The organism is Burkholderia sp. SIMBA_051 (genome assembly GCF_046534915.1).
Classification (GTDB): Bacteria; Pseudomonadota; Gammaproteobacteria; order Burkholderiales; family Burkholderiaceae; genus Burkholderia; species Burkholderia ambifaria.
The window spans coordinates 525697-538565 of sequence record NZ_JAWRXS010000006.1 but is presented as its reverse complement, the minus strand read 5'-3'; the positions used below and the strand labels follow the sequence as shown (position 1 = coordinate 538565).

The window sequence follows — 12869 nt, the reverse complement described above, 5'->3', positions numbered from 1 at the left end:
GCCGACGTCGACAGCGAGGTCACCGAGCTGTTGGTCGAGCTCAGCCCCGTCGACAACGACGTCACGCCGCTCTGCGCAGTGCTGATCCCCGTCGACGCCGACGTCGACAGCGAGTTCACCGTGCTGTTCGTCGCGCTCACCCCAGTTGAAAGCGACGAGACTGAGCTATTTGTGCTACTAAGCGATGTAGAAAGTGACGTGATCGAGCTGGTCGCAGCAGTGGCGGCAACCACAGCCGTAGAAAGGCTAGTCACACTCGATCCGACTGCCGTTAACGCCTGATTCGTAGCGTAAAGCTGTGATCCATTGACCGCATCAGTGCTCGCCGCGGTAATCCGGCCTGCGGCGACATTCGTAATTGTTCTTTCTGCGCCAGTAGCGCCTACACTCACCGTCGAACTGGGGGTTGAGCCCGCGAAACTATATGTCGTCCCGTTAAGCGTAACACCCGTGGTAGCAACTGCAGCGGACGTCACCGATCCCGACCCGAGAGCAACAGCATTGTTGTTCCCGGCACTTGCTCCGAAACCGATTGCCGTGCCTCCCGCTGCGGTCGCGGTAGCAGTCGAGCCAATGGCCGTGGCATTCGTGCCCGAAGCCCATGCTTGAGCCCCAAATGCGGCCCCATAGACAGCCGCATAGCTCGCATATCCGACAGCAGTAGCCGGTTGGAAAGTGCCACCGGTCGCCGCTCGCGAGTCAGCACCAGCCCCCGAGCCGATCGCCACGTCGTCGTTTGACCACGCGTTGGTCGCAGCTCCGTTCCCGCCAATCGCAATACTCCCGGATCCCTGAGCATTAGACAAGAATCCACCCGAGTATTGGGCGAATGCTACCTGGGACGCCAACATCAGGGGCATCGCCACTATCGCGATTGCTGCTCGCTTGCTCGGCTTCCCACGCGCCGAATCGATTTCCGAGGCAGCGACCCAGGCTCCGAGCGCCTCATTCCATATTGTTCTGTAACTCTTATTCATCAATTACCCCGCCGTTATTGCGTAAAAATCAACGCCATAGTCCAGCCCGATATTCGTTAGACGAATAATATGTAGGCGACCTGGCGAACTAACGGTGAGTAAAGCGCATTCGACCCACCAGTTACGAAGTATTCTCCCGGCGATAGCGGCAGCGAGCGCTGAATTCTTGTCACGAAACTGCCCCGGAATTGGGCATAAATGTCATTCTTGGTTAAAGCGAGGTTGATGGAGTTCAACGTTTGTCCAGCTGATGCATATTGACCGCTGCAAGCAACGGACAAATGGAAAACGGCGAAAGAAATAGAGGAGGCGATGGCAGCACGTCAAGTGACGAGTAAACCGAACTATCCGACTCTGATACAGAGACGCGTACTGCCACGCGGATTGAAATTTCTACCTCGGATTTACCTCGCGATCTTCCAGCATGATCTTTGAGCTCCGAAGAGGGCTTCGCGTAAGAAGCGGCTTCAGGAATTGAGACAGCGCTGAGCAGCGTATTCGTTCTCAAGAACCACACGCTTGGGAGAATTTTTCCGCTAACGATACGACGCGTACTGAGCCGGCGCTCAACATTTCGTGTGAACGCACGAATAATGTCAAATTGACGAGCATCTCGGCATTTGACAAATTGTGCAAAACTTCAAGAACCAATGTATGAAAATTCGCGAAGTCGCCCATAAGCCCCGGCAGACTACGACGGAGTCGCATCACCTCGCATGCACAGCCTCATAATTCGCCATAATTTCAACCAATCAAAAAAACTAATTTACTTCGGCTGAAGCGCTGCAGAACGAAGGAGGCTGTACCTCGTTACAGCCGGATTCTGAATACCCAGGAGCATACCCCCGGGCCGCCAATATCTAGCCTAAGGTGGGAACTGAACATCAGAAAGGCGATGTTTTACCACATCGAACGATTCGAACGATTCGAACGAACCGCAGTGTGTAGGCTTACAATCGCGACCGCCCAAACGTCAGCTTGATGGCATTTATACAAAAATATACATTAGTCAGGATAGGCGATATTTCAATTTCACCTCCAATGGAAATATCTTAATTATCGAATTTCCCACCACTCAATACCAATCGAACCAGGAACCATCTGCTTTCAAGATCACCAAATCAGCAACTCTCAAGTTTATACCCAATCGCGAACACCGATCTCAGCATCAATCCATTTTGATCATTCAACTTCAGCTTGTTACGAACGCGATACATATGAGTATCCAATGACCGCGAGACCATATCTCCGTCCTGACCCCATATCGCCTCGATTAAATGCTTCCGCGGAATAATCCGCCCAATGTTCCGAAACAACAAAACGATAATATCCATTTCCCTTCTCGTCACACGAACGGCATTTCCGTTAATGTAAATACAAGTGCCAGTGTTGGGTATGAGATATCCGCCCACATGAATTGCGAGGCCATCCCCACCTGTAAGAAATGTCCTTCGCACAAGTGCGTTCATCCGAGCAACCAATTCGATTCGCCCAACCGATTTCTTTATGACGTCGTCAGCACCAGCATTTAATGCCTCCGCGATCTCTTCTCCCGCAAATTCGTCCATTAACACAGCAACCGGTATCTGCTGGCCAAGATTTGTTCGGATCCAACGGAGCACGTTGGATGCCGATCCATTCGGGAAGGTCCATGCCAAGATTACAAAATCGAACATCGTTTGCTGCAGAAGGCGTACAGCATTTTCCCGGCTCTCCATCGCCGTCACCTCACATCCATGCTCTCGCAAGACGGTCGGTATAAGACCGTTCGCTCCGTCACCATCAATCACCAAAGTTCTCATACTTTCAAACCATTACGAACAGAAATGCGAATGCAATAACCCGCCAGTGAGGGAGTATTCTCACGGAGATTTCTATAGTCAACACTGAATTCTTGTCACGAAATCGCCCCACAATAGGGCATAAATGTAACCTTTGTTTAAAGCGTTGCTGTGAGAGTTCGATGGCGGCCCAAGCAATGCATAGTTATACGATTGATCCAGGAGCTTACGTACTAGACTGGACAATCCTGTTCAGATCCAGCTGCAGCCATTGCCGTGCAAGCTGAAGCGTCTATTCAGAATTCATCTTGCTCTGCCTCCGTCCAAGCATTGGGCACGGAGAAGTGAACTTGCCGTCAGACGCAATTTCGGTAGTCAAGACGATACTGAAGAAATCGCACGACGCCTCTTGTTCGACCCCACCGCCACCTCACTTCACAATCTTTCACGACGATCGGCATAAGGTCGCCCGCCTCCATTACTAGCAATCTAAGAAATTAATTCTCGCGCTCTCAAACTTTTACGAACGCAACGAGCTCGTTGCAAATACGGTCCGACTACTACCAGCCCCCTCATTGCTTCGAGTCTTCTTCATCTGTAACAAATTTCCTCTTGTCCCGCCCTTTAATCCAGTGTGGTTCACGCCCCACTCCGGACCATGTGCTGCCCGTAACAGGATCGAAATATTTTGCCTTTCTACGCTTTCGAATCCCCATTAACTCGGACTCGAATATGTCGCGCTCCGTTATTCCAAAAATCCTGACGCACTTCACTATCTCGGAAAGAACCGATTCAAACAGCCGTCTTCTTTCCATCTCAAGCTGCGGCTCCAGTCTTGCTTTTTAAACCAGGTAATTGCTCCAAGACTCCATCATAGTTTCAAGTCACCCCAGCACCGATATATTCCTGCCCGCTAATAATCATAATTTATAAAACTCAAGAGCGAAGCGTGTCGATATCGACTCACAGCCAAACAGAGTTCACTTCGACACGCCCATCTGCCGAATACTACCTAGCTCGAAATTATCGACCCGTAAAGTATTGGGCGTGCCCCGACTCCGAATCAGATTTGCAATGCGCCTGTATCGAAAGAAATTCCAAAACATGAAAATCGTCGCATTCAACGACGCACCGATCGACGCCAACTTCCTCGGCCGTCTTGGAGCATCGGCCTCAGCGGCAACGCTCTGCGGTCGTGGAAATTTGGATCGATAGTCGAACTTGCTTCACTCGTGCAGGAATCGTGCACACCGAAAAAGCCGCACGGTTCACAGAGAGTACGACGGTCGGGGAGACCCTTGTATACGACTGCGGCGTTAGTTTGCGGATCGCTGCCGCTACAGTTTGGCGGTGTCCTAGTGTCAGCGAACGACGACCGGACAACAATCAGTCAATTTTTGATGATTCGTTAGCATCTCTTTATAATACTTAGATGGCTCTTACACGCGTTACCATCAGACAATTCGAGGCGTTTCTCGCCATTGTCGATCTGAACAGCATCGCCGGTGCGGCGACACGGCTAGGGCTGACGTCCTCCGCCGTCAGCCAGTTGCTCGCGGAACTGGAGCGCGAGCTCGGCTTTCGACTATTCGATCGCACGACACGGCGCGTGCATCTCTCCTCGGCGGGTCGAGATTTTTTGCCGTCAGCGGAATCGGTACTCCGCCATCTGCATGCCGCCGAGCAGGCCGCAAGCGATATTCGCAATCGCGCGGCTGGTATCGTACGTGTTGGCGCGCCGCTCGTTCTGGCGAGCACTGCATTGCCTTATGCCATTGCGGGCTACCGGGCCCTGCAGCCGAAAGTCGTGGTACGCATAGTCGATACCGGCGTAGAGCAATTGGTAGATCGCGTCGCAAATGGCGATGTTGAACTAGCGATCGGGCCCGACCGAGCCACCGGCGCGCGCGTACAATGTGAAGCCCTTTTTCCGACTCCGTGGGTACTGTGGTGTGCACAAGATCATCCGCTTGCACGCCGGCGTCGGGTACGCTGGCAGGATCTTCGCGACACCCCCATCGTTTCGAGCGGTCGCGAACATGAAACAAGCGTCGCGCAAATGCTTGCTGATCAGCCAAGTCATTCCCGAATTTCGCCGGTCGAAGTTGTTGATAACGTTACGACGGCGTTCGGCCTCGCCGCGCAAGGGCTCGCGGTCTTGCTGGCCCCCGCCTATGTGAAACCGCTAGCACACACGTTCGGCCTGACAATGCGCCGCGTGATCGAGCCAGAGACGATCCGCGAGGTATGCATTTACCGTCCCGCGAACCGGTCGTTGTCACCACCTGCTGAAGGCTTCGCACAGTTTCTCGGTGCGTACCTGAGGACTTGGGACCTCGAGACGCAGACACGGTGACGATTGTGGTGCGGGTGTAACTAGATGGCCGTAGCCCAAATTAACGTCGTCACCGTTTGCGAAGTAAAAATGTCACTTCGCCGTCCGGCACCGGTGGTAAGCAGCAAAACCGACGTGAACTCATGACATTGCGCGTCGCGCATTAAAGTTGTCACCGAGCGCGCCGTCGCGAAGCCCTGACTCAGCATCGTAGTCGAGGACGCCGGTGTTGAAGTTCGTAGATACTGCTAATGGTGTCCGTTCGAGCGCTAATCGTGTCCAGTGATTCCGCTAACGTGGAGCGGGAACGTCAAGCTGAGGAAATGAGCAGCGGCAGGCCGTTGCCAAAGTGCTTCCATGAGGTGCGCTGAATTCCAAACGATGGTGTTAAAGCGCGGCATACGCGTGCGCCAAGGCTCAATGTGCACCGCCTCCACCACCCTGGAAAACAAGCATTAAAGTCGCGCCCCCCCCGGCTTGTGATGAGGGATGTATCGTTGTGCACGCACCCAATTTGTTGATCATGGGTTACGTGCACGCCATGCTCTTGTCACGAGCGACTTTCCTCACTACGCCGCTCGTGAGCCACATCTGACATTGCAAGCTCCTGAAGGCGCATTAGCAAAATCTTCGCACATATACCCCCCTTTGTTGCATGAGCGCAACGCGTGGGGACACGAAAAGAGCATCGTTCTCAGCCTTTACTGACGGCGCTACCACGAGTTTACCCATTAGCAGTATCTGTGGTCACTGTTATCAGAAACGTCGAACGGCAACAACCCTCGAGGCGCGCGCGGGCACAACTCACGGTGGACGAGTGCCACGCTCAGCAAGACCAAGTCAGGTTCCCCCCGGCTGGAGCCATGCGCACCGCCGCACTGCCGCCCCGCTCGCGACGCTGCACACCATCAACGTCGTCGCACTGGCCAGCAAATGCGCCAACACAACACCGAACGTGTCGTGCGTGGTTGGCCATTCCGACACCTTCCACGCGAGATCGAAATTGCACCAGACGGCGGCGCCGGCGATTCCGATGAACCACTGCGGCGCTGAATGCGCGACGCGGGCGACACGCGCATGCCGCACAAGCATCGCCGCCACGCCGAGCGCGGTGAGGACAGCCATCGCGGCGCCGGTTCCAACGTAGGCGACTCGCAGGATCAGGGCGACAGCGGTCGCGGCGGCCGCAAAAATCCAGACCCATCGCAGCCAACGCGGCGTTTCGACTGCCTGCGGCGTCAGCGGCCAGTAGACGAAATAGAAGAACTGCAGCAGGGCCGCGCCGACAAGCGCGTACCCTACACCGCTGAGGGCATGCTCCAGCACAGAGACAGCATCGGAATGGTGAAAGAATGCACGCACGGCAGCGCGCGTGGCGCGCGTGACTGGGTCACCTAGTTTCGCCGCGCGACGTGCGCCCATGGCTGCGTCGTAAAGCTGGGACGTCACAGTGAACAATAGTGCGCTGAGCATCAGGTGACGCCAGCCGAACTGCCTTATACGCGCGAACCGGCGACGCAGCCGCAGGGCCAGCGGCATCCTTGGGTCGATCGTGTTCATGTCGGATCCTTATTCAAAGCTGTGCAGCGACGACACCGGATCTTCCTCGACCATTCCAGCGCTGAGTCAACTCGTGAACATCGACTTGCGTCGAAAGGATGTTGGAAAATCAGATTGAATAGCTATTCTTGGCATTCTCGAAGAACCCCTCGCCGTCCCCGCGCGGCTTCCTGACCTCTCGGCTCGCAAAAACGTTGAGGACAACCATTCCCCGCTTCGCCGCGAACTGCGCCAGACCCGCTTTGGTCAATGCTACGTAGCACCCCTCACCCCAGATCGAATCGTCATCGATATCCACCGGTCCTGCATCCCGCCACCAGACAACCCTTGCTACGATGGACCCACTGGCGTCGATGTAAGCTCCAGTGGCATCTGCGTGCGCACGCCACTGGAGTCGGCGCAACCAGTTGGGACAGAGCACGACGGAATAGGTCGCCGCGTCAAGGCCGAAGTCGATTGAACAGACTAGCCTTCTAATGAGTGTCGGCGCCAGTTCGTCGTCTAGCGGCACAACCCGGCTTATCCAGACAGCGGCAGGCAACTGCTGATAGCAGTCATCAAACTTCTCATCATCGATAGGAGCTTCTGGGGCGCGAATACGGTGAAGCAGAAGTTCTGCTTGCCGAGGCTTGTGGATTTTGAATCGTGAAACCTCTGCGACGACATGCTCGCCGGGCTGGGCTGACCAAATAGCGATGTCATCCCCAACGCCTTCCGTCCACTGTCTCTCACCCTCTGTCCAGCCAGCGTCCCGGGCGACGAGCGGCCGGCGCACTCCTATCGGGCGCACCTGCGGAAGCGATAGGGGTTGAGGCGGAGTTGGCGCATTCAGGCGCTCCAGAAGCATTGGCATGTCACGGGGTTTTAGCAGTCCTGCTTGGCGGAGCTCTCCTGCCACATGACGAAGCGCTATCACACCAATCATGGCATGGGGCTTCAGATATGTGATCTGCATGTCAAGGGCGTGCAACTGACCTTCAAGGCGCGTGACCGCCTGTGGCCCAAACGCTTCAAGGCCGCCCCATTCTTGGACGAACATGGCAGCCCTCCGCCGGATCGTCAGCTCGCTAACGTCTGCCGCTTTCGCGAGCGCCTGCGCAGTGTCGCGCAACATCTGCGTCCATCCGAGCTCTGACTCCACGCGCATGGCGCCCGTTCTTTCATCCGTCAACGTGCGGCCTCCCTCCAGTGAGCCAACGAGCTCGAGTTTGTAGAAAAGCGGCAGCTGTTGTGCATCCAACGAGACGGGAATACCCCAACGATTCGCTAGCAACGTAGCAGCTTCCGCCACTGCGAAATCCCTGTGGTTCACGAGTGTGGCCACGATGGGGCCTAGTAGGGGCGCGAGACGATCGAGCTTGCCCACAAGCATGGTCTGAAGTGCTTGCAGTGGCGCGTCCAAGTCGCCACCAAGGAGACGTCGGATGACTCGTTCGAATATCGCTTCGCCATGGGTCGATTGCACAGCCAGCTTCAGGGCGCAGTTTCGCGCGTGCCGTTGAACTTCGGTGACTGGCAGCCGCAGAGCAAAGTGCAGCAGCTCCTCCAGGATATCCTCGTCACTCAGCGGCTCTGCAGCCGGCTCGAAAGGTTTTCCAAGTTGGAACTCGCGCGTGCAAGCCATCTGCTCCGCCAATAGCGACCAGATTGCCGGCCAGTCCGGCGCCGCACTGATCACCGGCAAGATCGAATCAAGCTCAGTGAGCAGCGATTGCGTGTTCTCTTGGCCAGCCGCTACAGAATCCACAAGACTCTCAAATGCGGCGCGACGCATGCTCTCGCCGTCGAGCAGCCGTCGCGCCTCAAAGTAGCGGAACTTGCCGCCCCCCATCCACTGACTCCATGAGCTCCAGGGATCCTTGCTGTGCTCGTAGCCGAGCACCAGCTTCTTCGCATACTCAACGTCACCGGCCTCAACAAGCCGCTTAACCAGCAGAAAGCGGCAGCGCGCATCGGATTGCAGGCTGTCCCAACGCTCATACATTCGCTGGGCGAGATCGAGAGAAGCAGATTCAGCTAGGGCCGCAAAGCGGGAGGGAGCGTTGTAGTTCAACTCGTCGCCGTCTGCCTCAAACGCGCGCTCAAGCTCCTCAAGAGTCGCCGCCGAATCATACTTGCTCGGCGTATAGGAATGACGGGGCTCTGGTGCTTCTGACGACCAGCGCACCACAGCGGCATCCAGCTTGGCTGACTTCAAACCATGCTTGGCGGCGGCGGTGCGAAGACGTTGGAGCAGTGCGAGCCGCTCGTGCGCTCGGCCGGCCACTTCGATCGCGCCCAGCAGCATCTGTGTTAGCTGGGCAATTTGTCTCGGACCTGCTGCGTCGGCGGCGACGTCAATGAAGTCACCAATGTGGTCCGGGTCGCGGTAGTACGGCTCCATGTAGAACGGCAAGCACAGTCCACACCAAACCGTAGCGCATGCCATGAAGATCTCTGGACGTCGACGGACCATCCCGATCATCAGCAAGTCGACGCGGTTGGACCACGAGATCAAGTGCCAGTCTGCAAGCGACTTTGATACGTCTAACCCGAAGCGAGGACCAACTTGCATCGCTTCATCGATGAGCGACATGGTCATTCGATATGCTGCGGATGACCCTTCGGTCTCTGTCATGCCTGCGACCTGGCGCATGAGAAGTGAAACCCGCTGAGCCCGTTGCTCCGGATCAAGGCCGTTCGCAAGGACCATGATGTCCCGCCAGATGGCGTACTGCGGATCCTTCTTGGGGGGTAGCGCGTACCCGAGACATTGTTCGGGCACGGTTGCCAGTACAAGCTTTGCGCGTTCAACATCGCCGACCGCAACGAACGACATAGCCAGATCAGCCAATCCGTCGAGCTGCCCACTCGGGGTGTCTTCCTGAAGCTCCCCCGCGAGGGCGTCAAGCCGAGCTACTGCGGCTGCGCGGTCTCCGTCAATCCGATACGCCGCGACTGCCAACCTCCGCCGGAGGTACCAGGTACCGTTCAGAGTTGATGTCGCAATTGCCTCATCAATCACTCGAAGGACTGCACGGTACACCGACTCACCACATTTGGCCGCGACCTTGAGAAGGGCACGAGCAAACACCGGCATCGCCTTCACGGCTTGTTGGATGCGATAGAAGTCACCGCCCGCTTTGGGGCTTAGTCGCAATACGTATCCCATTGCGTTGCGGGCTAGCATCTGGACGTCGCCAGCGCACACTGAAGAACGATCCTTCGCGACGCGCCCAAGAAGTATGCCGACTTTGGAGGCGTACGTCTGGATAGGCTGCCAGGATGGATGCTTAGAGAGCGCGGCATACGGCAACGGTTGCTCAAGTAATGTGCATAGCCTCGCGTGATGCATCACCGCGCCTACCAAGTCACTCAGTCCTGAGAGATCAATGTCGTCGTCGCCCATTGAAACCATGGGCGCAACCAGTTTCTCGAATATGGCTGAGGCGAGTTCGTGGCGGCCTGACGTCACGGCAACAAGTGCCACGGAGCGACGCAGTCCGTTGGAAACTTCGTCAAATCCTGGTCGCTGTGAGGCCGCATCGAACAAAGCGAGTGCCTGCGCAGAGTTGCCGCGTTCATATGCGGCGAGCCCGGCGTGAACCATCACGGATGGCCTATCTTCAGCGGCAACCCCGAGCTTGTCGCAGAGCTCCTCAGGACCCGCCCCATCATGCAGAAGCATGGCCTCCGCAGCCTCTCGCCGAAGGTGCCGCTTTACAGCGGCGATTGTCTCTTCGGAGGCTGCCTCCGGCGTCTGCCTCATGCCTTCGGTGGCCAAGTGATCAATCGACTGCTGGATCTGTTCAGCATCTCGGAAGTGGATGGCACGCCGCGACCACTTCTCGAACTCTTTGACGTTGTGCTGGTCGCCGTGGTGCTGGAACTTCGACGTGTGCAGTTGCGATAACGGCTCGAGGGTCTCAAATAGATCCTTCGCACGGTCGAAATCGCCGCGCTCCAGCAAGGCGTCAACAACTTCGTAGCCTCTACTTGGGAAATCCTGCACGAAGGAGACGGCGGCGTCGAGGTCGCCGACAGCCAGCATTGCCAGCGGCAGCCGATCGGCATACTCCAGCGCATTCTCACGCCGGCCCACTTCATCACGGCATAGGAGGAGCCTCGTTAAGACGGTTGCATCGAGCGTCGAGCGGGCGGCAAATAATGCGAGGCTGATATCGGCGTAGATATCGGATATCGGGCAACCTGCTGCCAGTTGTTGCCGGAAGCGATCAGGCGTAGCCAACGTCAAGACATCGTCTCGGTCACCAGCGCGAGCCCGGTAGCGCAATTCAAGCCATCGTTGCGAAGACTCCGGCGGAGCACTTTTGACCAACTGTGCGAGGTCGCGGTAGATGCGTTGGGAGTAGTCAGCATCTATGCTGCCGAGCCGCATACGCGGCTGAGCAATCACAAACAGCCGAAAACTGTTGTGAAACACACTCCACCCTTGCGATGTTTCACGTAGCAGATGGCGTGCGACTACCAGAGCCCGCTCTATCGCATGCTCTGCTACGACCGTGGCCAACAGCTGTAGCGGGATAGGCGCTTCCGCTCTGGCGATGAAACCCAGCACGTCCATGGCATCGCTGTCGCCAGCGATCTCCCGCCAGGCGGACGTGTAGACAGACTCGATGTCCCCGTCGAACGCCATCCCGCCGGCGAGCAAGTGCTTGCGGCCCACATCGTCAGCGTGCAACAGCGCCTGAATCAGGTACCGAGTCGCCAGCGGATGTCCATGACTGAGGTTGCTCACAGCTAAGCGGGAAATCTCTGGCTCAAGGCCAAGTGCATCGGCCATTCGCGCAACCGCTTCACGACCGAGGGGCCGCATCCGAACAAGCCGCCCGCTCTTCTCCGCCTGCTCTTTGACCGCTGGCTTCAGATGCGCGAGATCCAGGCGCTGAGTGCCAAGCACGAACGTGACGCCAATGGGGATGGCAGCAGGAAGCGGCAACTCACTCAGCAATGAGTGCGTCGGCCGCTCTTCCCGCGGTACGTGATCGAGTCCATCAACGACGATAATGGTGCGTATCCCGTCTCTCTCGTAGCGTTCGCCAGCTTGCTTCAGGAGGACGCCAAACTGTTCCCGGCGCTCGTGCAGCGAGTTGTCGCGTAGACGCAGTCCGACCAAGCCACCGTTGCGCAATTGCGTGTCGACGTCCTCAAAGAAACTGTCGGCCTCGCCACGCCCCACGCCCTGAGCAGCACCCGGCACATAGGCTAGGTAGCGCACCAAGCGCATGTTCGGCTCTGTGGCCAGCGCTACCTGTAGCAGGGTCGACTTGCCCGAGCCGGGCGGACCTATGAGTAAAAGGTAACCTTGGTCGACGGCACGCAACGCCTCGAGCAAGGAGACCTCCGTGTCACGGTTGCGCTGCACGTAGGCTCCCACCGGAAACCTATGGATGTACAACGTCTTTGCCGGATCCCGCCATCCGAGCTCCTGCAGGAGTTTGTCTCGGGACCACCTGTCCTTGTCTCTGGTATCAGTAACCAGCTTCGGCAGCGTTCTGGCAATTTCCAAGGCCAGTCGAGACTGTTCGGCGCTAAGCTTGTGAGACTGAACGAAATCCGCCGCAGCGCCATGCACCACACGCAGGCTGTGCAGGAACCGTTCGAACTCGGCTTCGTTCAACCCCGACGCGCGTAGCAGCAGATCTACCAGGCGGCTCCAGCCGGAGAGCCGCCATTCCTGCAATGAGCGATAGGGGAAACGTTCAAACTCCTCCAGGAATGCTGCGCTGTGTGGGGGAGAGGCGTCGCCATGCTTGTCGTTAACTGACGGAATGTCATTCACGACCAGACGGATCTCGACGCGGGCACCAGGGTTGTCCTTGCTCAAACACCGCCAAGCATGGATCAGCGGCTTCAGCAGGCCGTCCGCCCCGGTAAATATTGTCTCGACCGTGAAAGTGCCTGGAAACTTGGAAGTCTTGAATTGGTGGCCGACCACCAACCCGTCGAATCCGAGCACCAAGTCGTCAGCGATACCCGCACTGCGATCGGCCACGCCAACCCACCGCAGTTGATTGCTCTCAAGCGCGCCGTAAATGGCTGCGCCAGCTTTCTCATACTGGCCAACATACCCTCGGAGGGCTCGTCGCTCTCCTTCAGCCGGAGGCGTCGCATGAACCTCTACACGCGACTTATTATTCGAATCCGCAGTTGCAGACATGCTGTATGAGTTCAAGCTGAGTTACAACGATTGTTTTCGTGATCACGATGCCCAGT

The 12869-nt window shown here is 56.9% G+C and carries 6 protein-coding genes and 1 pseudogene; 2 read left to right on the top strand and 5 right to left on the bottom strand.

Going from position 1 to position 12869, the window contains the following annotated elements; translation table 11 throughout:
• Nucleotides 1–282, top strand: a 282-nt coding sequence (locus SB771_RS18120) for a hypothetical protein (RefSeq protein ID WP_410721812.1), incomplete at its 5' end; no start/stop codon positions are given.
• A gap of 8 nt (nucleotides 283–290) precedes the next feature.
• Here the strand turns inward: SB771_RS18120 and SB771_RS18115 are convergent.
• The 3 genes and pseudogenes from SB771_RS18115 to SB771_RS18105 form a co-directional block, all read right to left on the bottom strand.
• A pseudogene (locus tag SB771_RS18115) lies at nucleotides 291–977 on the bottom strand (ESPR-type extended signal peptide-containing protein); the annotation flags it as partial.
• Nucleotides 978–2098: 1121 nt separating this feature from the next.
• Nucleotides 2099–2767, bottom strand: coding sequence for a response regulator transcription factor (locus SB771_RS18110; protein WP_175705329.1), 669 nt, complete (start codon nucleotides 2765–2767; stop codon nucleotides 2099–2101).
• A gap of 563 nt (nucleotides 2768–3330) precedes the next feature.
• Nucleotides 3331–3474: an H-NS family nucleoid-associated regulatory protein gene (locus tag SB771_RS18105; protein WP_410721810.1), complete on the bottom strand. Its 144-nt coding sequence runs from the start codon at nucleotides 3472–3474 to the stop codon at nucleotides 3331–3333.
• A 716-nt stretch (nucleotides 3475–4190) separates the two neighbouring features.
• Here SB771_RS18105 and SB771_RS18100 point away from each other — a divergent pair.
• Nucleotides 4191–5114 (top strand): LysR family transcriptional regulator, encoded by a 924-nt coding sequence (locus SB771_RS18100; protein WP_175705327.1) that lies wholly within the window; start codon nucleotides 4191–4193, stop codon nucleotides 5112–5114.
• An 819-nt stretch (nucleotides 5115–5933) separates the two neighbouring features.
• Here SB771_RS18100 and SB771_RS18095 read toward each other — a convergent pair.
• Complete coding sequence (locus SB771_RS18095) at nucleotides 5934–6653, bottom strand: hypothetical protein (protein WP_175705326.1); 720 nt, start codon at nucleotides 6651–6653, stop codon at nucleotides 5934–5936.
• 109 nt (nucleotides 6654–6762) lie between these two features.
• Nucleotides 6763–12648 carry an ATP-binding protein gene (locus SB771_RS18090; RefSeq protein ID WP_244096766.1) on the bottom strand — a complete coding sequence of 1962 codons (5886 nt, stop codon included), beginning with the start codon at nucleotides 12646–12648 and terminating at the stop codon, nucleotides 6763–6765.
• Nucleotides 12649–12869: the final 221 nt, after the last annotated feature.

Coding starts and splice junctions, on each gene's coding strand:
- SB771_RS18105 (WP_410721810.1), bottom strand. CDS start 3,474: ATGGGGATTCGAAAGCGTAGAAAGGCAAAATATTTCGATCCTGTTACG.
- SB771_RS18100 (WP_175705327.1), top strand. CDS start 4,191: ATGGCTCTTACACGCGTTACCATCAGACAATTCGAGGCGTTTCTCGCC.
- SB771_RS18095 (WP_175705326.1), bottom strand. CDS start 6,653: ATGAACACGATCGACCCAAGGATGCCGCTGGCCCTGCGGCTGCGTCGC.